The sequence below is a fragment of the Paenibacillus sp. J22P277 genome, assembly GCF_059383675.1.
This window is the reverse complement of the sequence record NZ_JBXENS010000001.1, coordinates 253,573-275,671: the sequence shown is the minus strand read 5'-3', so window position 1 is coordinate 275,671 and position 22,099 is coordinate 253,573. Positions and strand designations below refer to the sequence as shown.

Genomic DNA, 22,099 nt, shown 5'->3' with positions numbered 1-22,099 from the left:
CCGGCTGCGGCCGGGGTTTTGGCAAGCGCAAGGGGGAGGACCGACCGGTGAAAAACGAAATGTGGAAGTCTTACGCGCGCGGGATGGCGGCCGCGATGAACGGCGGCAGCGTCGCCGTGCCCGCCGGTCTGCTGCGCGCGTACCGCGGCATCGGCATGTCCGATACGGAGATGCTCCTGCTGCTGCAGCTGATGCTGTTCAGGCAGGTGGAAGGCGTCGATTTTCCGACGCCGGAGCAGTTGGCCGAACGGCTCGGCATCGTGCCGAAGACGGCGCACGGCTTGCTCGGGCGCCTGATGAAGGAAGGGCTGCTCGCGATCGACGAGGAGGTCGATCCCGTCAGCGGCATCGGCCTCGAACGCTATAACTGGACGGGCTTCATGATCCGCAGCGCCGAGTGGCAGGCGGACGAAGCCAAACGCGCCATCGAGAACGAACGCGAGCCGCAGCCGGAGCGATCCGCGGCGCCGGCGCAGCAGGCCGGCAGCGAACGGCCGAGGCCGGGGGACCTGTTCACCGCGTTCGAGCAGGAGTTCGGCCGGCCGTTGTCGCCGATGGAATGCGAGACGATCAGCGCCTGGGTCGACCAGGACCGGTATCCGGACGAATTGATCCGCTTCGCGCTCAAGGAAGCGGTCTTTGCAGGCAAGCTGCATTTCCGGTATATCGACCGCATCTTGATCGAATGGAGCCGCAACCGGGTGACGAACACCGACGAGGCAAAGGCGCATACGCAGAAATTCAGGAACGGCCGGGGGTCTTAGCCCCCGGTTTTTTTGTGCGTCGCGGCGAGTGGCGCGGGGCATTCGCCCAGATTGAGGCGGGACAAAAACGGCGGAGGCGGAGGGTGCATAAGCTGATAGGACGAAGAGCGGCTTTCGGCTCTGAAGCTTCGCATTCGAAGCGGGGAGGATGTAGACGACCGCAATGACGGAATCATCGTTTTGGCCAGGAAAACGAATATTCATTACGGGACAGACCGGCTTCATGGGGAGCTGGCTGACGCTGTGGCTGCAGCGTCTCGGCGGCGCCGTGACGGGATTCAGCGACGATCTGCCGAACGGTTCGTCGATGTACCGGCTCTGCGGACTCGAGCCGCATCTGCCATGGATTCGCGGGGACATCCGCGATACGCGTCAGCTGATGGCTGCCCTTCAGCAGACAAAGCCCGATCTGATCTTTCATCTGGCGGGTGCCGCTGCGCCAGAATCGACCGACGAACCGACCCTCGCGGCGTTGTTCGACGTCGAGGTCGTCGGCGTCGCCGCATTGCTGGACGCGGTGCGGCTCGTCGGCCGCGACGTGCCCATTCGCGCCGTCGTCGCGGTGACGTCGGATGATTGTTACGCGCCCCGCGCAGGGGAGGCCGGCTTGCGCGAGACCGACCCGCTCGGCGGCGAATCGCCGGCCGAGGCGAGCAAGGCCGGCGCGGAGCTGGCCGCGGCCGCGTTCCGCCGCGCGTTCTTCGCCGGCGCTGCCGGCGGGCCCGCGGTCGCGACCGTGCGCGCGGGCCATCTGCTCGGCGGCGGCGATTTCGCGGCCGGCCGCCTCGCGGCAGAGTGCGCGCGCGCCGCCTCGCGGGGGCGCGCGGCGACGCCGCCCGCAGGGCCGGAGAATGCCCGGCCCTGGCTGCACGTGCTCGACGCGCTCGCGGGCTGCCTCGCGCTCGCGCAGCGTTTGTTCCCGCCCGGCGGCGAAGCCTTCGCCGAGGCGTGGAACCTCGGTCCGCGCGCATCGGAGGCGCGGACCCCGGCCTGGCTGGCCGAGGCGCTGTGCGCCGGCCTCGGCAGCCCTTGGGCTGCGCCGGCGGGCGACGCGGCCGCCGGCGAGGGCGAGCGGGGGCGCCAGCCGTCCGCGGCGCCCCTGCTCGATACCGCCAAGGCCGCGGCGCGCCTTGGCTGGCAGCCGCGCCTCGGCGCGGAGGCGGCGGTCGCTTGGACCGCCGAGTGGTACGCGGCGTGGTTGAAAGGGCTGCCGCTGCGCGAAGCGAGCTTGCGGCAGATCGCGCGCTACGAGCGCCTCCTGAACGGCGAAAGCATGTACTAAGCAGTGGTTAAGCTTCGCAGCTTCGCTCGTGTACTACACTGCTTCCTGTCGCCTCTACACTGCATTCACTAACGTTCTACGCAGCTTCTACTCTCGGTTCTAAGCAGCTTCTACTCTCGTCCTAAGCTGCATCCACCCGCATTCTGCGCTGTTTTTTTTCCCGTATTACGCAGTTACCAGGCCCATTCTACGCTGCATTCACGTTTACTTCCGTTTTCCGCCGCTCTCGTTCCCATTCTCGCCGCCCATCTCCAGTCCAACTCGCGCATTCCGCCCCCTGCCGGGCGTTTTCCGCTTTAAGGGGTGCCATTTTACGGAATGTCTGCTATAATAGGCACGTTGCGACCGAATTGAATACATGACGGGGAGCTGGAATTGGCCGGCTGAGAGGAGATCCCTAACGATCTCGACCCTTGACCTGATCTGGATAATGCCAGCGTAGGAATTGCGTACAGCTATGCGCGCGCCTTTTTGAAAGGTGTTGCCGCATGCCGTTAGCTGCTGATTAAGGCATCCTCCGACCGGAGGATGCCTTTTGTTCGTTAACGGGGAGGAGGCGGTTGGCATGCCGGCGCCGCAGCTGCTGATTCAATCAGGAACGCGGGGGAAACATAGGGGATATCAGGTCACGGTATGGGACGGTTGACGGCTCGCAAACTATCCGCAGCCCGGCAAGGAGCATGCGAGGGGAGAGAACGGAAGTGGGAAGTAGATTAAGGCAGGCGGGGTTGAGATCCGCGCTGGCGGCGCTGCTGATTCTGGCGGTGGCATTGGCAGGCTGCGGGGCGAAGAACGATAACGGCAATGCCGCGAACGAAACCAAGAACGGAGCCGCTAACGGCGACAGCAACGGCGCGAATACGGCGGCAGGCGATAACGGCGGAACGGCTTCCGACGCGGACAAGCTGCAGGAAATCAAGGTCGTGCTGGACTGGACGCCGAACACGAACCATACGGGCCTCTACGTGGCCCGCGATAAAGGCTTTTTCGAGCAGCACGGCCTGAAGGTCGACATCATCCAGCCGGGCGAGGCCGGCGCGGACACGATGATCGCGACGGGCGCCGCCGATTTCGGGGTCAGCTATCAGGAAGGCGTCACGCAGGCGCGCATTCAAGGGGTGCCGCTCGTCTCGATCGCCGCGGTCATTCAGCACAACACGTCCGGCTTCGCTTCGCCGGTCGAGAAGAACATCGCGTCGCCGAAAGCGTTCGAAGGCAAAACATACGGCGGCTGGGGCTCGCCCGCGGAACCGGCCGTCATTGATTCGCTGATGCAGGAAGACGGCGGCGACGCCAAGAAAGTCAAAATCGTCAATATCGGCGACTCCGACTTCTTCACCGCGACGAAGAAGAACATCGATTTCGCCTGGATCTACTACGGTTGGGACGGGATCGAAGCGGAGCTGCGCGGCGAGAAGATCAACATGGTCTACTTGACCGACTACAGCAAGAAGCTCGACTACTACACGCCGGTTCTGGCGACTAACGAGAAAATGATCGCGGATCACAAGGATACGGTGGAAGCGTTCATGGCGGCGGCATCCGAAGGCTACCGGTTCGCGATCGACCATCCGGACGAAGCGGCGGACGTTCTGATCAAGGCCGTGCCGGATTTGAACGCCGACCTCGTTCGCGCCAGCCAGAAATGGCTCAGTCCCCAATACCAAGCGGACGCGCCGCGATGGGGCGAGCAGAAGCTCGAAGTATGGACCAACTACGCCGGCTGGATGTACGACCATAAGCTGCTCGACAAGCAGCTCGACGCCGAGAAGGCGTTCACCAACGACTTCCTGCCGAAAAAGGAGAACTGATCGACCATGGCCAACGCACTCGTAAGCATTCAAATATTGCCGCGCACGCCGAACGGGGAGAGCGTCATTCCGTTCGTCGACCGCGCGATCGAGATCATCAAGGCGGCCGGCGTGCCTTACCGCGTAGCGCCGCTCGAGACGACGATGGAGGGCGATCTCGGCAAGCTTTTCGGGGTCGTGCAGGAGATGAACGACGCGATGGCCGAGATGGGCTGTCCGTCCGTTATCTCGCAGATTAAGGTGTACTACGTGCCGGCAGGCACCGCGTCGATGGACGTGCTGCTGGAGAAATATCCGGATGGGCAGTAAACGCGCCCGCCTGCTGCCGCCGTTGATCGTGACGGCGGCTTTTCTGCTGCTCTGGCAGGCTGCGGTCTGGCTGTTCGGAACCGACGCTTACATCCTGCCGTCGCCGTCCGCCATCGCGAAGCAAGCGTACGATTCCGCGCCGCAGCTGGCGCATCATATGTGGGGCACGCTCCGCATCACGCTGATCGGCTTCGGTGCCGGCGCGCTGCTCGGGTTTTTGATCGCCGCGCTGCTGCACGTCATTCCCTGGGTGAAATCGGGTTTTTATCCGCTGCTCGTGCTGAGCCAAAACGTCCCGATCATGGCAATCGGTCCGCTGCTCGTGCTCTGGTTCGGCTTCGGCATGCTGCCGCGCGTCATCTTGATCGCGCTCGTGACGTTCTTTCCCGTGGCGGTTGCCATGATGACGGGGCTCTCGAAGAGCGACGGACGGCTGTTCGAGTATATGCGGATGATCGGCGCGTCGCAAAGCCAGCTGTTCTGGCGGCTGGAACTGCCGGGGGCGGTGCCTCATCTGTTCTCGGGCCTCAAGATCGCGGCTTCCTACAGCGTCATCAGCGCCATCTACGCGGAGGCGATCGGCTCCGACAGCGGACTCGGCTACTTCATTCTGATCGCCCAACACGGCTTCGAGACCGTGAAAGTGTTCGCGGCCATCGCGGTCATCGTCCTGCTCAGCCTGGCGTTGTTCGGCGTCATCGCGCTCGCGGAGCGGCTGATCGTCCGCGGATCGTCTCCCCGCGGGAAGGAGGGAAGCCGCACATGAGCAATGTGCTGGAAGTTCGACACCTGTCCAAACGCTTCGCCGGCTCGCGCAAGACGCCCGGCAAAGAAGTGCTTGCGGACGTCACGTTCCAGGTGGGCGAAGGCGAGTTCGTGACGCTGATCGGCCCGTCGGGCAGCGGCAAGACGACCTTGTTTCGCTTGATCGGGGGGCTGGAGCTGCCGACGGAAGGCGATATCGCCATCCACGGATCGAGCACCGTCGGTAGCCGCGGCCATATCGCCTACATGCCGCAGCAGGCTTCGCTGATGCCGTGGCTGACGGTGACGGCGAACATCGAGCTGTCGTTGACGATCGCCGGCATCGGCAAACGCGAGGCGCGCGCGCTGGCGCGCGACTGGCTGGCGCGGGTCGGTTTGGAAGCGACGGCGCACCAGTATCCGGACGTGCTTTCGGGCGGCATGCAGCAGCGGGTATCCTTCCTGCGGGCGCTGCTGTCCCCGCAGAAGCTGATGTGCCTGGACGAGCCGTTCAGCGCTCTGGACGCGCTGACGCGGCAGCATATGCAAGCCTGGTTGTTGTCGCTGTGGGAAAGCAACCGCCGTTCCGTGCTGTTCGTCACGCACAGCATCGAGGAGGCGCTGTTGTTGTCCGACCGGATTCTGGTGCTGTCCGCGGCGCCGGCCTCCATTATCCGGGAGGTCAAGGTTCCGTTCCCGCGGCCGCGTTCCGAGGCGCTGTGGGGCGATGCCGAATTCATCCGCCTTAAGCAGGAACTGTACGACATGCTGAGACCCGATCCAACGCTCTAACCCGACCTTCAAGGAGGCAGTACGATGAATCGCGACGATAGGCAACGCCGTTGGATCGATGCGCATATCCATCTGGATTTGTACGGGGAGCCGGAGCGGCTTCCGCTCCTTCGGCAGGCTTTTGAGGAAGACGGCATCTCGGCCGTCGTGGCCGTATCGATGCACCTGGCGTCCTGCAAGGCGAATTACGAGCTGTCCCGGCGCTTTCCGGGGCTCGTCCATCCGGCTTACGGCTTTCATCCCGAACAGGAGCTGCCATCCGATTCTGAGCTGGAAGCGTTGATCGGCTGGATCGTCGCGCGTGCGGCGGCCGGCGAAGCGTTCGCGATCGGGGAAGTCGGACTTCCGTATTACACGCGAACGGAGGCCGCCGCGGCAGGCAAGCCTTTCGATGAAGCGCCTTATCTTGCCTTGCTCGAGCGCTTCGTGCGGTTAGCCGCGGAGTTGGATCTGCCGATCGTGCTGCATGCGGTATACGAGGATGCCGACAAGGCTTGCGAACTGTTGGAACGGCACGGCGTAAAGCGAGCCCATTTTCACTGGTTCAAAGGATCGGAGCGTACGGTCCGCCGCTTGGTCGCGAACGGATATTTCGTTTCCGTCACGCCCGACGTGCTCTACGAGGCGGAAATCCGCGAGCTCGTCCGGCTGTATCCCCTCGAGCTGACGATGACCGAGACGGACGGGCCGTGGCCGTTCGAAGGACCTTTCGCCGGCTTGCCGACGGTACCGGGCATGGTGCGCGGCGTGGCCGAAGCCATCGCGGAACTTAAAGGGCTCCCGGTTCCGGAAACGGAATCGCGGCTGCTGGATAACGCGAGAACGTTCTACGGGCTGCGATAGCGGACGCCGGCATACGACTCTTCTCCTTGCGGGAAGGGTCTATTTCGGCTTCCAAACGGTCTGTCAAAAGAGGATGAATATTCGACGAAATATGCTAAACTAGATTCATAACAGCTCCGATGACGAGCTGCATTTACGGATGATGTCGCTGGGTTGTCGCGTTTTCGGGCAACGGAGAGCGTCTTTGTATATGAATGCGAGCATGCGGCGATCGTGCCGCGACTGACGATAAGCAGAGAAAGGGCGAGGAACGATGGCAGATGCGCATAACCATGATTCCGTGAAGCAAATGATCGGGGTCATGACCGCGAACGGATGGCGGATTACGGAACAACGCCGGGAGATGGCCGTGATTTTCTCGCGGTCGGAAGGATATTTGTCGCCGAAGGACGTGTACGATCAGATGGCGGTCGCCTATCCCGGCGTGAGCTTCGATACGGTCTACCGCAATTTGCGGCTGCTGAGCGAGATGGGGGCGCTCGAACAGTTTTATTTCATGGAGGGCGGCTTGAAGTTCAGGGCCAGCTGCCTGGATCATCACCATCATCACTTGATATGCATCAACTGCGAGAAGACGCTGACGTTCGAATATTGTCCGATGGAACAGAAGCTGGACCTGCCGGGCAATTTCAAGATCATGAACCACCGGTTCGAAGTGTTCGGCGTATGCGAATCGTGCCAGAAGGAATAGGTTTTGTCGGTGCGGAGAAGAGCGTCGCGACCGTTCGCATGCGAATGGCAGGGCGCTCTTTTTGATGCCTGCTTCGGCGAAGAGGGCGGTAACCGGGAAGTCGAAACGAATGCCGTTCGCTTGAATTGCCGGACCGAGCGGACGAATGCCGGCTGCGCTTATGCCAGCAGCTCGCGGAGCTGCGTCCGGACGTCGCCTCGGAAGCAGTCGCCGTGATAGCAGATGACGGCATCGATCTCCATCGCCTCCAGCTGCTCCAGCGATCGCGAAGCCTGCGCGTCGTCGCTGTTCAAAGCGGCGCCCGGGAGCTGCAGCCGTCCGTCCGCCAGGACGAGCGCGTCGCCGGCGATCAACGTTTTGCTGGCGCGATGATAGAGGCTGATATGCCCCGGGGTATGTCCGGGCGTGTCCAGCACGGCGATGCCGGCGATCGGCGCTTCTGCGTGCCCGAAGCCGATGAGTCGGTCGACGGGACCCTTCGGCGGGTTCAGCAGCGCGTTCCGGAATGCGCTGCGCCGCTCTTTCGGCCATTCGCTCGGCAGCGCCGCGAGCGCTTTTTCGACGGCGTCCGGCGTTATTTTGACGAGCATCCGATCGCCTTGAATGTAGGGCCGCTCGATTTCGGAAGCCCAGGTGACGGGTCGCGGACCTGCACTCTCGTTCCAAGCCGGCAATCCTCCGATATGGTCGATGTCTTGATGCGTGAGGATGAGGTCGGTGACGGTTTCTAGCGGTTTGCCCGCGGCCGCCAAAGCCTCGCGGAACAGCGGAAGCTGCCCCGGATATCCGGTGTCGACCAAGACGACGCGCTTCTCGTCCCAAAGCAGCGACGGATGAATGACGGTGGTTTGTCCCAAGACGGCGGCGCTGATATCCAACATGCCGATGCCGTTCGCGATGATCATCGAATCCCTCCATGATAACGTCTTGATAAGGCTCGATGACCATCTTAAATGATCAAAAGGTCGTAGTCAAACGAAAAATTTATAATTATATCACAAAAAAATTATTTTGTCAATGAATATATCATGTTTTCCGGAAATGCAAATCCGCTTCAGTCCGTCCGCGGATTCGGCTCTCGCTTGCGCTCCCGGCGCGTAAAAAAAACCCGCTTCAGCTATGCTGTCGGCGGGTTTTTTGGTTAGATCCGCGGCGTGCGAGGAGGGAGAGAAGAGGCCGTCGCCGACCGCCGAATCGGCTCTGCGATTACACGATGAACATCGCGAACACCGTCGTGACGGCGAGGCCGATCAGTACGGGCTTCAAATTGCGGCGCGCCAGCTCGAACGGGCTGACGCCGCAAATCGCGGCGGCCGGGATCAGCGCCCACGGAATGAGCGTGCCGCCGCCGACCCAGATCGCGGCGATTTGGCCCAAGGCCGTGAGGGTCGCGGCTCCGGAACCGATCGCGGACGCGAACAAGTGAGCAATGGAGCCCGCGAGCGAGATCCCGGAGAAACCGGAACCGTCGAGGCCCGTAATGGCGCCCGTGACGGTCAACGTCACGGAAGCGACCGCCTGGTTGAGCGGCACGTGGTTGGCGAGCGCGACGCCGAGATCGTTGACGATGCCCTGCGAGCCTTCCGGCAGCGCGTTGCCGAACAGCGTCGTGAAGGCGGAATCGCCCAAGTAGAAGAAGGCGGCGATCGGGATGACCGGGCCGAACACCTTGAAACCGAATTGGAAGCCTTCGATCAGGTACTCGGTCGTCTGCTCGAGGCCTTTATTGCGGTGCGCGAGCATCGTCACGAGCAGCAGGATGAAGATCGCCGTGCCGCCGACGAGCGCGGTCGCGTCGCCGCCTTGCAGATCGAGCACGAACATGCCGACGACGTCGAGGACGAAGAGCAGGGGAATCAACACGGCAAGCGTTTGTTTCCAGCGCGTCGGCAGCGGAATTTTCTCTTCGTCGGCGGATGCCGCGAGCGTCTTGCCCTCGACGAGTCCGTCGCGCCATTTTCCTTTGGCGATGTCCCTCCGCATCATCCAGAAGGCGGCAACGGTCGTGACGACGCCCATGACGATCACGAGCGGGATGCTCGCTTCCATGACGCTGGTCACCGGAAGTCCGGCGGCGTCGGCGGTCAGCTTGGGCGCGCCTTGGATGATGTAGTCGCCGGAGAGCGCGATGCCATGTCCGAACAGGTTCATCGCCATGGCCGCGCCGAGCGCCGGCAGCCCGACGCGGACCGCGACGGGCAGCAGCACGGCGCCGATGAGCGCGACGCCGGGCGACGGCCAGAAGAACCAGGAGGTCACCATCATGATCAGGCCGATGCCCCAGAACGCAAGCGACGGCGTCCGCATGAAGCGGGTCAGCGGCTCGACCATGATTTCGTTAATGCCCGTTCGAATGAGGATGCGGCTCATCGCCACGATGATGGAAATGATGAAAATCGTGCCGAGCAGCTGCTGCGTCGCATAGATAAAGCTGTTGAATATGCCGCTGACCGAGCCGCTCAGGCTGTCGGTCGCGATGAGCCCGAGGGCGAAAATGCCGACGACGCACACGAGCGTCGTATCCCGGCGCTTGATCAGCACGCCGAGGATCAGCACGATAAAAGCGAGGTAAACCCAATGCAGCGGAACCAGATGTAATTCCACCAGAATCCTTCCTTTCGCAGACGAACAAATATGTGGCCCTACAGCATATGCAAGGCTCGATATAGGCGTTCGTCCCTTCCGGGCGTAGCCGGGCAACGACGGTTTCGCGTACGCTTTCTGCATTTTAGCGATCACATGGGCGTTCGTCCCTTTCAGGGCAAGCCGGGCACCGGCGGTTTCGCCGCGCGCGCTTCCGGCATATACATAGGACAGAGGGAGCTTGTTTACATCGGGGAGGCGGCGGGTGAAGATGGACAAACAATCGTTTTTCGGGCTGATTCGGCCGTTAGCCCGGCTGCTCTATGCCGAGGGCTCGCCGGTTTTCCCTTCCGTTCGCATGGCCCAGAGCTGGCTGGAAACCGGCGGAACCATACCCGGGTGGAATAACCTCGGCGGGTATAAAGCGGGCGGCGGCGTGCCGAACGGCTATTGGAAAGGAGCGGTCGTGAGCAAAAGCACGTGGGAAGTGATCGATGGAAAACGGGTAAACGTCGTCGCTTCTTTTCGGGCCTACGACAGTATTTACGACTTCTATAAGGATCAGGATCTATTGTTCGCGAGGAGCCGCTATCTCTCCGTCAGGAACGCGGTCAGCCCGTTGGAGCAGGCGCGGATGCTGCAAGCAAGCGGATATGCGACCGATCCGGATTACGCGAATAAACTCATCGCCATCATAGATGCCAACGGGCTGATCGCCGACGACGAGGTTGGAGGAGAGGAGGGGGAGCCCATGACCACGGAGGAGAAAGCGGCATTCGCCGCGCTGCAGGCGGCGGTCGCCAAGCTGAGCTCGGATAACGCGGCATTGAAACTCGAGCTCGACAATCGAAACAAAGCCCTGGAATCGCTGCGTAAGCGGGCCGACGCGCTGGAATTGCTTCACCGGATGGCGGCTATTCCGGCTTGGGCCAAGGAAGCCGTAGCCGCCGCGGCGCAGGCGCATGTCATCGATACGCCGGAAGGCGGAAGCTACGACTTTTATCGGATTTTGGCCGTGCTGCATCGCGCCAAGCTGCTCTGAATATTGGTCAGGTAAGGGCGACTGGTCCAAGGCGGCCCTGCGGGTTCAGGCGGGGAAAGAGGACGCAAATGGCGAAGCTCGATGATGCGCCTGCCGGTTTATTGGCCTCGGCCCTTGCTGATTCCTGAGGCGGTTGCAGGAGCGCCAAACCGGGATCGCGCGCTTTATATGAAACGAAAAAGCAACCCGTCCCGGCACAAGACCGGAACGGATTGCTTTTTGTTTTGAAACAGGCCGTTTTATTGTTCGATATATCTATCGATCGTGTTCAAGATTTCGAGCAGCTGCGAATGATCGAATACGACTTCGTTTTCATTTTCTTCCGATTTGTTGATGATCGCATTGTAGTTGTTCATGTGCTGCGAGACTCTGAAGCCTCTGTAATTTTCGTAAATCGTACGCATGATTCCAGCTCCCTTGTGTCATGAAAATTATCGTGTGCACGTGCGGCTTCTTCTAATGCTATGCGAGCTTGCTTATGGGGGTCACACCTATGAACTGGGCTGCTTCCCAGTTCAATTCCTGCCGCAGCACGGTCAGAAAAAAGTGATCCAATCCTTCCGAGATAACCAAGACGGGCTTGTCGTACAGCGATGTCCGAGGTAACGAATACAAGCTGCGCGCCGCATCGAGATGATCGATTGCACCTTCCGCGGTGCAGATGGATAAGCGGATCCGGCCGAATGCCTTGAATTGATGCGTGGAATCCGTTGCTTCCGCGTCGTACCAATCAAGTCTCTCCGCCTGGAGGACGGAAAACACCTTCGACTCGCCGAGTTCGTTCCTTAGCGTGATCCGATCCAGCGAGAAGTTGGAGGCATTCAATTCATGTGCAGCCTTCTCGATCGCTTGCTTCTTCGTTCTCGTGATTACCATACGCGATACATGTGCTTCAAACGTCGCCCGAGAATAAGCATCTCTTTTTTTCATCTGGAAAGTTGAATTCTCCTTTTGACTATAGAGTAATAGAGTTTTGTTGTCGCAATATTAGAATATTATCGCGATCTTGATAAAAAGTACGTCGAACTGCAGGGGCGAGTTAACGTTTCTTTTGTCGAACGGGTTGAAAAGACTGTTATTTTGGTTTTTTTTCCAAATCCAGTCATGAATTAACTATTGCATCGAAAGTCTGCCGTTTCTTGCGAACGGTCAACTTTTTTATAAGCGGCGCAAACGGTTGTTCGATTCACGGATAACCGAGTTGGCAAAAACCTCCTGTAAGGATAAGTTGGATTCCGCTTGATAAGAACAAGTGTTCCGGTATATAATAAATTCACCGAACACTTCAGCTTTCCGAAGGAGGAGCTTCAGATGAATGCCAAACATGTAGGCAGCGTCGTTACGATCGTTTATTTGGACCGGCGGGGCAGCTTTACCCAGCGGCGCATCCGTGTCATTGCGATTCAGCACGGTCAGGTCAAGGCTTACGATATGGAGAAGCGGGGTCCCCGGATTTTTCGGGCCGATCGGATTCTGGCATGCTTCCCGGACAAACGACCGGCGTAAGCGGCATTCGTTTACGCACGAGTTTATTTTGATAATATATGGAATTGAATCCCTTATATGATTTGAAACTGTTTTAAATGGTTTAAATAAAAAAGAACCGCTCGTTTCGGAGCAGCCCTTGCATTATTGACTATGGATCTTTACGCCGCGAATCGGCATAAAAAAATCCGGGGCCCTTCTTTCGAAGGGCCCCTTTCATGGGAGAGGAGAAACCGGACGAAGAGCTTATGGGGAAACGTAAGTCTTCTCCGCGGTTGTCTACGGCATCTCGCGACGCCGATATCTTCAGAATGCCCATAATGCGTCGTTCTATACGTCGATGCCAATTTTCTTCCGATTTCATTACATCGCGGCTTTCTTGTTGTATGATCTTCTTAAGCAGACCAAGCATGGGGGCCGAAAGGAGAAGCATCGACATGAAAATCGTTGTGTTGGACGGTTATACCCTTAATCCGGGCGATCTGGATTGGGAGGCGATCGGCGAATTGGGCGAGCTGACGGTGTACGACCGCACGCCGAAGGAAGAAATTGCGACCCGCGCGGCGGGAGCCGAAATCCTGCTTACGAACAAGACGCCGTTATCGGCGGAGCTCATCGAAGGACTGACCGAGCTCAAATACATAGGCGTTTTGGCAACAGGCTATAACATCGTGGACGTCGAAGCCGCGGCGAAGCGGGATATCGTCGTGACGAACGTTCCGAACTACGGCAATAATTCCGTTGCGCAGCTGGTGTTTGCGTTTATTCTGCAGTATGCCAGCCGCGTGGATGCGCATAGCGAGGCAGCTCGGGGCGGACGTTGGGCGGCAGGTCCGGATTTCATGTTTGCTTTGTCCCCGCTGCACGAGCTCGCCGGCATGACGCTCGGCATCGTGGGTTTCGGCAGCATCGGGCAGCAAGTCGCGCGGATCGCGCTGGCTTTCGGAATGCGGATCATCGTGCATTCCAGATCGGCCAAGAACGTGCCGGGCTTGGAGGAGATTCGTTTCGTCTCGAGGGAGGAATTGTTCCGGGAAGCCGACGCCGTGACGCTGCATTGTCCGTTGACGACGAATACGCAAGGACTTATCAATGCCGCAACGCTGGCCATGATGAAGAAGAGCGCGCTGCTGATCAACACGGCGCGCGGCGGCCATGTCGTGGAACAGGATTTGGCGGATGCCTTGAACGCGGGCGTCATCGCGGCGGCGGGACTGGACGTATTGAGCGCCGAACCGCCTTCTCCCAATAATCCGCTGCTGTCAGCCGCAAAATGCCTGATTACGCCGCATATCGGTTGGGCGACGGTCGAGGCAAGGGGTCGCCTGATGGGTATCGCGTCGGGCAACTTAGGGGCCTACCTGCAGGGTAGGCCCGTCAACCGGGTTAATTGAACCGATGCGCGGATTTTGCATCATCATGGGCTTCGACGGGGCCGGTTATTTGCTTCATCGAGCCATCGGCGTGCCGCTCCCGTCTCATGTGCTGGGACTTCTGCTACTGACGGCTGCGTTGTTTCTTCGCGTCGTCAAACTGGAATGGGTAGAGAACAGTGCTACGTTTCTGACGAAGCATATGATGCTCTTTTTCGTCCCACTGCTCGCGGGAGCGGCCGCGATTCTGCCCGCGCTCGGCGAATCCTGGTTAGCCGCCGCCGTCGGCCTTACCGTCGGAACGTCGATGATCATGGTCGCGACCGGTCTTGTAACGAAGTATCTCGCGAAGCGGCGAAGAGAGAAGGCTGCCGATGAAGGATAGTCTCCTTGCCGATCCGCTGCTGGGCACGACGTTGACCTTAGCGGCTTATGCGGTTGCGGTGCTCGTTTACCGAAAGTATTCGTGGCTGCATCCGCTGATCGGCGCGCCGATCATCGTCTACATCAGTCTTCGAATAAGCGGGATCTCGTTGGAAACGTACAATATCGGCGGCGACTTGGTTTCGTTTTTTCTGGGTCCTGCGACGGTCGCGATGGCGGTGCCGTTGTACAAGCATGCGATGCGGCTGAGAAAGATGCTGCCGTCGTTGCTGCTGGGCGCATTGGCGGGCAGCGCATTGGGACTGCTCGTGAACGGAGCTTGCGTCATGCTGTTCGGCGGGACCTCCGAGTTCCTGCGCTCGGCGCTTCCGAAGTCCGTTACGGCGGCGGTAGCGGTCGATTTATCCGGCTGGCTTGGCGGATCCCCGGGCTTGACAGCGGCATTGACGGTGCTTACCGGATTGTTCGGCAGCGTAACGGGACCGCCGCTGCTCCGATTATGCGGCGTCTCGGATCGGATCGCTTCCTCGATCGCGATCGGCGCCGCGGCGCACGGGATCGGATCCGCGCGGCTGATCGCCGAGTCGGAGGAACAGGGCGGGCTAAGCGGATTTTCGATGGCGGCTTGCGCTGTTTTCACGCCGATCTTGCTGCTTCCGGTTCATGCCTGGCTGCTTTGACGTCATTAAGGTTCGGACAGAACGACAGGCTCGAACAGCATTGCATTTCTTTCTCGAAACGTCCTCCAATCAGGCGGGTTTAAACGGTTTCGACCCGTTTCAACATGATTTTCAACTTTTATCTTTTCTTAAGGTTTGTCGATATTTTTTCTGCTATAGTGACACAGTAGAGGAAAGACGACTGCTAAAGCCGGAAGGGAGATTTCAAGTTGAACGACAAAGAGAAAGAATTCAAGCAAGGCAACGATGAATCGTTGGAGCACGAAAACCAAGCGGGTGCCGATACAGAAGAAACGACTCACGAGCTTGCGAACGGCCAAGAAGAACCGGTAACCGAGAACGAAAATACGGTTGCGGAAGATCGCGATCAAGACGAACCGGAGCAACACTTACGCGATCGAGAAGAACTTGAAACCTCAGGCGCGGCTCCCATATCGCAGCCGGCCAGAAGCGGCGGAGGCGGAGGCGGCAAAGCCTGGATGTATATCTCGCTTGCTCTGGCGCTGATTCTGATCGTCGTGCTGGTCAAGCCTCCGTTCGGCGGGACTTCGGACAAGAAGGCGATCGGATCCGTCAACGGTACGGCCATCACGAAAGATCAGCTCTACGATGCGATGGTGGAGCTCGGCGGCGCGCAAACGATGGACAACCTTATCCAAGACGAGCTCATCAAGCAAGAAGCGGATAAAGCCAACATCGTGATCAGCGATGCGGATGTCGATACGGAAGTGGCGAATATCAAGAAACGGTTCCCGACGGAAGCGGATTTCGAGAGCGCGCTGCAACAAAGCGGCATGACGCTGGACGATCTGAAGAAACAAACGCCGATGCAGCTTCGCATCCGTAAAATCCTTGAGCCGCAAGCCAAAGTAACGGACAAGGATGTCGAGGATTACTTCAACCAAAACAAAGCGCAATACGATACGCCGGAAGAAGTCAAGGCATCCCACATTCTCGTCGCGACGAAAGAAGAAGCCGATGCGATCATAAAGCAGCTTAACGAAGGCGCTGACTTCGCGGCGCTGGCGAAAGAAAAATCGACGGATACGGGCAGCAAAGACAATGGCGGCGACCTCGGTTTCTTCGGCAAAGGCGCCATGGATCCGGCTTTCGAGAAAGCGGCGTTCGCGCTTAAAGTCGGCGAAACGACGAAAACGCCGGTGCAATCCCAATACGGCTATCACATCATCAAAGTGACGGACCGTCACGAAGCCAAAGCGGCAACGTTGGCCGAGAAGAAGGACGAGATCAAAGAACAGCTGATCCAGTCCAAAGTATCGGAGTTGTCGACCGCGTGGCTGGATGATCTGAAGAAGAAAGCGAAAATCACGAACACGCTTGCTGACGATGCAGCGGCCACAGATCCGGCAGCCGCAGATCCAGCGGCACCGCCGGCTACGAATAACGCGGCAACAGGTCAGTAATCGAACGCTTTGATCGAAACAATGAACACTGCAGCCATAATTTGGCTGCGGTGTTTTTCTGTTCGGCGGACATACTAATATAGAAATCTCGAGTTGCGGCGCGGATGAATGCGCTACCAGTTACATAAATGTGAACTAATGTGACATAGGGGGATAGTAAATCTTTACAAGTGTTCAAATTATGTTTTACAAATTGTAAAAATGGATGTATGATAATCATCAGGTTTAAAAAATTACACTTTTTGAAACATGGAGGCGGGCTCTGAAGAATGAAGAAAAAAATGCTGCTTTTGGTTTCTCTTACGCTGGTCTTGACAGGTATTTTGTCAGCCTGCGGTAAGAGCGGATCGGGCTCCGATCAAACGTTTCGGATGAACCTTACATCCGAACCGCCTAGTCTTGACGTGGCTCAAGCACAGGACCAAGTGTCCTTTACGGTGCTTTCGGGTCTGTTCGAAGGTCTGACGCGCATGGATGCAAAAGGGGAAATCGTGCCGGGCGTCGCAGAGAAATGGGATGTTTCCGCTGATGGCAAGAAATATACCTTCCATCTGCGAGACAATGCAAAATGGTCCAACGGGGACCCGGTAACGGCGCAAGATTTCGAATACTCGTGGAAACGCACGCTTGATCCGAAACTGAATCCGCCGGCGCCTTACGCTTACCAGCTCTATTACATCAAAAATGGTCAAAACTATAATATCGCTACGGACAATCCGGATCATGTCTCGGATCCTAGCCAAGTCGGCGTTAAAGCGCTTGACGAAAAAACGCTCGAAGTGGATCTTGAAAACCCAACGCCTTACTTCTTGAACATCGCGGCTTTCTTCACGGCTTATCCGGTTAAGAAAGATGCGAAATTCGGCGAAGCGGAAGGCTATATCGGCAACGGACCTTTCAAACTGAAATCGTGGAAACACGGCGATTCCATCGAGCTCGTTCCGAACGAAAACTACTGGGACAAGGATTCCATCAAGCTGAAAGACGTAAAATTCTTGATGGTCAAAGATGCGAACACCGAATTCAGCATGTATAAAACAGGTCAACTTGACTGGTCGGGCTTGCCTACAGGGAGCATCCCGCCGGCACAACTTGACAAATTGCGTCAAGAAAACAACAAAGAGTTGTCTATCAAAGGTATTGCAAGCACGTACTTCTATAACTTCAATAACACGAAGAAACCTTTCGACAACGCGAAGGTCCGCGAAGCGCTCTCGATGGCGATCAACCGTCAAGACATCGTCGACAAAGTCACGAAAGCTGGTCAAACTCCGGCATACGGCTTCGTTTCGACCGGTATCCACGGCGTGAACGGCGAATACCGTTCCGAAGTGAAAGACGATTACTTCAAAGAAGACGTCGCGAAAGCAAAAGAACTGCTCGCCGAAGGCTTGAAGGAAGAAGGCATGACGAAAATGCCTGAGTTCTCGCTTTCGTTCAACGAAGGCCCGCATAAAACGATTGCGGAAGCGATCGCGAACATGTGGAAAGAAAACCTCGGCGTTGACGTGAAGCTTGAGCTGCAAGAATGGAAAGTCTTCCTGAAAAACCGTCAAAGCTTGAACTACGACGTCGCTCGCGCTGGATGGGGCGCGGACTATAACGATCCGATGACGTTCATCGATTTGTATACGTCCAAGAGCGGCAATAACGACATCGGCTTCAAGAATCCTGAATACGATGCGCTCGTTAAAGAAGCTTACAGCACGGCCGATCAACAAAAACGCGTAGACGCGATGGCGAAAGCGGAGAAAATCCTGATCCAGGACAACATGGCCGTCATGCCGATTTACTACTACTCGTCCACGCAGCTGGTTAAACCATACGTGAAAAACTACGTCGTGGATTACAGCGGCAACCTTGACTACACGCGAATCTCGATCGAAAAATAATACGCAATACGAATACAGGGGACATAGGGATATATGTGGTACACCCATATATATCCCTTCTCTATGATTGGAGAGTGCTTAGGATGGTTCGGTACTTGGGTGGTAAACTTATCAACATCGTGTTTTCCCTTCTTATTCTAGCCACCGCAACCTTCTTCTTGATGAAAGCAGTCCCTGGGGACCCTTTCACCCAAGAGAAGGCTATTCCACCGGAAATTAAAGCGAACATCATGGCGCATTACGGCTTGGATAAACCGATTGGCGAGCAATATTTGATTTATATGAAAAAACTGGTTCAATTCGATTTGGGCTTATCCATGAAGAGCCAGGACCGTACGGTAACGAGCATTATTTCGCAGTCCTTCGGCACATCGGCGAAGATCGGCGCGTTCGCGATCGTGATCTCGGTCATTATCGGCGTTTATCTGGGGATGATGGCCGCGCTCCGGCATCGAAAGCTGGTCGATAATTCAGCCATGTTTCTTGCCGTAATCGGCATATCGGTACCGAACTTCGTTATTGGGTCGATGATCCAGTATTTTTTGTCGGTTAAACTGCAGATTTTTCACGTTGCGGGACTGGAAAGCCCGATTGATTACGTACTTCCTACGATCGCGTTGTCGACGCTTCCGATTGCCTTTATTGCCCGTCTTACCCGATCCACCATGTTGGAAGTATTGACTTCCGATTATATCCGCACCGCTAAAGCGAAAGGTCTGACTCCGCGCGCGATTTTGTGGCAGCATGGCTTGCGAAACGGCATTTTGCCGGTCGTCACGTATTTGGGACCGATGACGGCGAACATCATTACCGGTTCCGTTGTCGTTGAACAAATTTTCGGTCTTCCTGGTCTCGGCGCGTATTTCGTGGATAGCGTCATGAACCGGGATTACACGCTTATCATGGGGATTACCATTTTCTATGCCGTGATTCTGATGGCAGCGCGTTTCGTTACGGACGTCCTGTACATTTTCGTGGATCCGCGTATTAAATTGAGCGGAGGTGTAGTTAAATCATGAGTCAAACTGCTCCGTCTCCATTTGAGAAGTTGGAACACAAGCATCAAGAGGCCGAGGTTATCGCAACCGAGAGCCGATCAACTTGGCAAATTACTTGGGCACGGCTTCGCAGCAATCGTTGGGCCATGACCAGTTTGTATATTTTGATTGCGATTACGCTGCTGTCCATCTTTTGTCCGATCTTTTCGCCCTATACTTCGTATACCAACAACCTTGACAATACGTTTGCGTCTCCTTCGGCCAAGCACTGGTTCGGAACGGACAACCTGGGTCGCGATTTGTTTACGCGCACGTGGTTGGGCGTACGAATTTCGTTGATCGTCGGCGTCGCGGCCGCCTTGTTCGATTTGATCATCGGGATCATCTACGGCGGTATCATGGGTTATGCAGGCCCGCGCGTAGGCGGGGCGATGAACAAGATCGCGGAGATGCTCTATGCCATTCCGCATCTGCTTGTCGTCATCCTGCTTAGCGTCGTCATGGGCTCGTCCCTGACGACCATCATCATCGCCTTGTCGATCACGGGCTGGATCACGATGTCGTGGATCGTCCGCGGTCAAATTCTGCAGTTGAAAAATCAGGAGTACGTGCTCGCGGCCCAGTCGATGGGCGCAAGCAGCTCGCGCATTTTGTTTAAGCACTTGATCCCGAATACGCTTGGTCCGATTATCGTCACGGTTACGCTTTCGGTGCCATCGGCGATTTTTGCCGAAGCGTTCCTCAGTTTCTTGGGTCTAGGCGTGCAGTCGCCGGCGTCCTCCCTTGGTACGTTGATCGGCGAAGCGTTGTCTTCGTGGACGATATACCCATGGATGATGTTTATTCCGGCTTCGCTGCTCAGTATCACGATGCTTGCCTTTAATATTTTCGGGGACGGACTGCAGGACGCATTCGATCCGAAAATGAAAAAATAACAGCGCTGGGAGTGAGCTCTATGAACGATCCGATCTTACGCATTTCCGATTTGCATATCTCGTTTCATGTGCGCGGTGGAGAAGTACAAGCCGTGCGCGGCGTCAATTTGGATGTCAAACGCGGCGAATCCGTAGCGATCGTCGGTGAATCGGGCAGCGGCAAAAGCGTTACGGCGCAATCGATTCTTCGTTTGATTCCTACGCCTCCGGGCGAATATAAGCAAGGTTCCATCGAATTCATGGGTCAGAATTTGTTGGCGAAGACCGAGAAAGAGATGGAAGCCATCCGCGGACATGAGATCGGCATGATCTTCCAAGATCCGATGACGTCCTTAAATCCGACCCTGACCGTGGGCCGCCAGATCTCCGAAGTACTGATCAAGCATCAGAAGCTGACGAAATCGCAGGCGACGGCACGGGCGGCGGAGCTGTTGACGCTGGTCGGCATTCCGAACGCCAGTGACCGGGTGCGTCAATACCCGCATCAATTTTCCGGCGGCATGCGTCAACGGGTTATGATCGCGATCGCGCTGGCCTGCAATCCGGCGCTGCTGATTGCCGATGAGCCGACGACGGCGCTCGACGTAACGATTCAAGCGCAAATCATGAAGCTTATGAAGGAACTGCAGGAGAAAACGGGGACTTCCATCATTCTGATCACGCATGACCTCGGCATCGTCGCCGAGATGTGCGACCGCGTCGTCGTCATGTACGCCGGCAAAGTGGTGGAAACCGGCACGAAGCAGGAAATCTTCAGAAACCCGCAGCATCCGTATACGAGAGGTCTGCTGCGTTCCCTGCCGCGTCTCGATCATAAGAAGGACGAGCCGCTCGTGCCGATTTTCGGTACGCCGCCGGACATGTCCGCTCCTCCGAAGGGCTGCGCGTTCTGCGCGCGCTGCGACGAGGCGATGCGGATCTGCGTCGACAACGATCCGGTGAATTACACGATCAGCGAGACGCAAACCGCGAGATGTTGGCTGCATGATCCCGCCAGCAAGGAGGGAGCAAGCGCATGATTAGCAAAAACAGCGACGTGTTGATCGAAGTCGATCACTTAAAGAAATATTTTCAGGTTGGCGGTAATCAAACGCTCAAAGCCGTGAACGATCTGAGCTTCGGCATCCGCCAAGGCGAGACGCTTGGGATGGTCGGAGAATCCGGCTGCGGCAAATCCACGGCAGGTCGGACGATTCTTCGGTTATACGAGCCGACTGCGGGAGCCGTAAACTTCCAAGGCGAAAACATCATGAAAGCCAAAGGCTCGAAACTAAAGGCGCTGCGACGCGAAATGCAAATGGTGTTCCAAGATCCCTACGCTTCGCTGAATCCGCGCTGGACGGTCGAGAATATCATCGCCGAGCCGCTGGATATTCACGGTTTGGCGAGCGGCGGCAAAGACCGCAGACTGCAAGTCGAGCGGCTGCTCGACCGCGTCGGTCTTCGATCGGAGCATGCTTCGCGCTACCCGCATGAATTTTCCGGCGGTCAGCGTCAGCGGATCGGGATTGCCCGCGCGCTTGCGGTGAATCCGAAGTTCATCGTCTGCGACGAGCCGATTTCCGCGCTGGACGTTTCCATTCAAGCGCAGGTCGTCAACCTGCTTCAGGATTTGCAGCGCGATTTCGGTTTGACTTACCTGTTCATCGCGCATGACCTGGCCATGGTCAAACACATCAGCGACCGCGTGGCCGTGATGTATCTGGGTAAAATGGTGGAGCTTGCCGAGAGCGAAGAGCTTTATTCCAACCCGAAGCATCCGTATACCAAAGCGTTGATGTCGGCGATTCCGGTGCCGGATCCCGATCTCGTGGACGATAAGGAACGCATCGTATTGTCCGGCGATCTGCCTAGCCCGGTCAACCCGCCGAGCGGCTGTCCTTTCCGCACGCGTTGTCCGTTCGCGACGGAGAAATGCGCGGCGGAAGTGCCGGCATTCCGTGAAGTGGAGCCGAACCACTGGGCTGCCTGCCACTACGCCTAATATAATAGAAGACAAGCGTTTCGCCCGCGGGCGAAACGCTTTTTTTGTCCGGTAACCGTCGGGACGATCCGCAGGGTTTCGAA

23 protein-coding genes and 1 riboswitch are annotated in these 22,099 nt (G+C 57.5%); of the genes, 19 read left to right on the top strand and 4 right to left on the bottom strand.

All coding sequences use genetic code 11. The features are described 5' to 3' along the window. Nucleotides 1–47 precede the first annotated feature (47 nt). From AC50YL_RS01310 to AC50YL_RS01275, 8 genes are all read left to right on the top strand, one after another. Nucleotides 48–764 carry a DnaD domain protein gene (locus tag AC50YL_RS01310; RefSeq protein WP_494828688.1) on the top strand — a complete coding sequence of 239 codons (717 nt, stop codon included), beginning with the start codon at nt 48–50 and terminating at the stop codon, nt 762–764. A gap of 163 nt (nt 765–927) precedes the next feature. Further along, on the top strand, nt 928–2,046 hold the full coding sequence (locus tag AC50YL_RS01305; protein WP_494828686.1) for a GDP-mannose 4,6-dehydratase: 1,119 nt from the start codon (nt 928–930) through the stop codon (nt 2,044–2,046). A 352-nt stretch (nt 2,047–2,398) separates the two neighbouring features. Continuing rightward, nucleotides 2,399–2,508, top strand: a riboswitch (TPP riboswitch). A gap of 239 nt (nt 2,509–2,747) precedes the next feature. Continuing rightward, complete coding sequence (locus AC50YL_RS01300) at nt 2,748–3,857, top strand: ABC transporter substrate-binding protein (RefSeq protein WP_494828685.1); 1,110 nt, start codon at nt 2,748–2,750, stop codon at nt 3,855–3,857. 6 nt (nt 3,858–3,863) lie between these two features. Beyond that, nucleotides 3,864–4,166, top strand: a complete 303-nt coding sequence (locus AC50YL_RS01295; protein WP_161740462.1) for a thiamine-binding protein — start codon at nt 3,864–3,866, stop codon at nt 4,164–4,166. Next, nucleotides 4,156–4,932 (top strand): ABC transporter permease, encoded by a 777-nt coding sequence (locus tag AC50YL_RS01290; RefSeq protein WP_494828684.1) that lies wholly within the window; start codon nt 4,156–4,158, stop codon nt 4,930–4,932. Before AC50YL_RS01295 ends, AC50YL_RS01290 begins: the two co-directional genes overlap by 11 nt. Beyond that, the gene (locus tag AC50YL_RS01285) at nt 4,929–5,702 is read left to right on the top strand and encodes an ABC transporter ATP-binding protein (RefSeq protein WP_494828683.1); all 774 of its coding nucleotides are present in this window, start codon (nt 4,929–4,931) and stop codon (nt 5,700–5,702) included. Before AC50YL_RS01290 ends, AC50YL_RS01285 begins: the two co-directional genes overlap by 4 nt. Nucleotides 5,703–5,726: 24 nt before the next feature. Then, on the top strand, nt 5,727–6,545 hold the full coding sequence (locus AC50YL_RS01280) for a TatD family hydrolase (protein ID WP_494828682.1): 819 nt from the start codon (nt 5,727–5,729) through the stop codon (nt 6,543–6,545). 253 nt (nt 6,546–6,798) lie between these two features. After that, nucleotides 6,799–7,236, top strand: coding sequence for a Fur family transcriptional regulator (locus AC50YL_RS01275; protein ID WP_494828680.1), 438 nt, complete (start codon nt 6,799–6,801; stop codon nt 7,234–7,236). A 158-nt stretch (nt 7,237–7,394) separates the two neighbouring features. On the opposite strand, the gene AC50YL_RS01270 is transcribed toward AC50YL_RS01275, so the two are convergent. Continuing rightward, nucleotides 7,395–8,141, bottom strand: coding sequence for an MBL fold metallo-hydrolase (locus tag AC50YL_RS01270; RefSeq protein WP_494828678.1), 747 nt, complete (start codon nt 8,139–8,141; stop codon nt 7,395–7,397). A gap of 301 nt (nt 8,142–8,442) precedes the next feature. After that, nucleotides 8,443–9,840 (bottom strand): hypothetical protein, encoded by a 1,398-nt coding sequence (locus tag AC50YL_RS01265; protein WP_494828676.1) that lies wholly within the window; start codon nt 9,838–9,840, stop codon nt 8,443–8,445. Between the two features lie 250 nt (nt 9,841–10,090). Between AC50YL_RS01265 and AC50YL_RS01260 the strand changes: the two genes are divergently transcribed. Then, nucleotides 10,091–10,861: a glycoside hydrolase family 73 protein gene (locus AC50YL_RS01260; RefSeq protein ID WP_494829763.1), complete on the top strand. Its 771-nt coding sequence runs from the start codon at nt 10,091–10,093 to the stop codon at nt 10,859–10,861. A 239-nt stretch (nt 10,862–11,100) separates the two neighbouring features. On the opposite strand, the gene AC50YL_RS01255 is transcribed toward AC50YL_RS01260, so the two are convergent. Both AC50YL_RS01255 and AC50YL_RS01250 read right to left on the bottom strand, forming a co-directional pair. Then, nucleotides 11,101–11,265, bottom strand: a complete 165-nt coding sequence (locus tag AC50YL_RS01255; RefSeq protein WP_494828674.1) for a hypothetical protein — start codon at nt 11,263–11,265, stop codon at nt 11,101–11,103. A gap of 58 nt (nt 11,266–11,323) precedes the next feature. Then, nucleotides 11,324–11,737: a hypothetical protein gene (locus AC50YL_RS01250; RefSeq protein WP_494828672.1), complete on the bottom strand. Its 414-nt coding sequence runs from the start codon at nt 11,735–11,737 to the stop codon at nt 11,324–11,326. Between the two features lie 435 nt (nt 11,738–12,172). Between AC50YL_RS01250 and AC50YL_RS01245 the strand changes: the two genes are divergently transcribed. The 10 genes from AC50YL_RS01245 (at nt 12,173) to AC50YL_RS01200 (ending at nt 22,016) form a co-directional block, all read left to right on the top strand. After that, entirely contained in the window at nt 12,173–12,367 is a 195-nt protein-coding gene (locus AC50YL_RS01245; RefSeq protein ID WP_494828670.1) for a hypothetical protein, read from the top strand. Nucleotides 12,368–12,783: 416 nt separating this feature from the next. Further along, entirely contained in the window at nt 12,784–13,740 is a 957-nt protein-coding gene (locus tag AC50YL_RS01240; protein ID WP_494828668.1) for a D-2-hydroxyacid dehydrogenase, read from the top strand. Nucleotides 13,741–13,744: 4 nt separating this feature from the next. Further along, entirely contained in the window at nt 13,745–14,104 is a 360-nt protein-coding gene (locus tag AC50YL_RS01235) for a CidA/LrgA family protein (RefSeq protein WP_494828666.1), read from the top strand. Further along, a complete protein-coding gene (locus tag AC50YL_RS01230) occupies nt 14,094–14,783 on the top strand; it encodes an LrgB family protein (RefSeq protein WP_494828664.1) in 690 nt (229 codons plus the stop codon). Before AC50YL_RS01235 ends, AC50YL_RS01230 begins: the two co-directional genes overlap by 11 nt. Before the next feature lie 209 nt (nt 14,784–14,992). After that, on the top strand, nt 14,993–16,207 hold the full coding sequence (locus AC50YL_RS01225; protein WP_494828662.1) for a peptidylprolyl isomerase: 1,215 nt from the start codon (nt 14,993–14,995) through the stop codon (nt 16,205–16,207). Between the two features lie 269 nt (nt 16,208–16,476). Beyond that, nucleotides 16,477–18,099, top strand: a complete 1,623-nt coding sequence (locus AC50YL_RS01220; protein WP_494828661.1) for a peptide ABC transporter substrate-binding protein — start codon at nt 16,477–16,479, stop codon at nt 18,097–18,099. Between the two features lie 83 nt (nt 18,100–18,182). Continuing rightward, nucleotides 18,183–19,118, top strand: coding sequence for an ABC transporter permease (locus AC50YL_RS01215; RefSeq protein ID WP_494828660.1), 936 nt, complete (start codon nt 18,183–18,185; stop codon nt 19,116–19,118). Beyond that, entirely contained in the window at nt 19,115–20,032 is a 918-nt protein-coding gene (locus AC50YL_RS01210; RefSeq protein ID WP_494828658.1) for an ABC transporter permease, read from the top strand. The genes AC50YL_RS01215 and AC50YL_RS01210 overlap by 4 nt, the downstream gene beginning before the upstream one ends. A 20-nt stretch (nt 20,033–20,052) precedes the next feature. Continuing rightward, nucleotides 20,053–21,051 carry an ABC transporter ATP-binding protein gene (locus tag AC50YL_RS01205; protein WP_494828657.1) on the top strand — a complete coding sequence of 333 codons (999 nt, stop codon included), beginning with the start codon at nt 20,053–20,055 and terminating at the stop codon, nt 21,049–21,051. Further along, entirely contained in the window at nt 21,048–22,016 is a 969-nt protein-coding gene (locus AC50YL_RS01200; protein WP_494828656.1) for an ABC transporter ATP-binding protein, read from the top strand. The genes AC50YL_RS01205 and AC50YL_RS01200 overlap by 4 nt, the downstream gene beginning before the upstream one ends. The last annotated feature ends 83 nt before the right edge of the window (nt 22,017–22,099 follow it).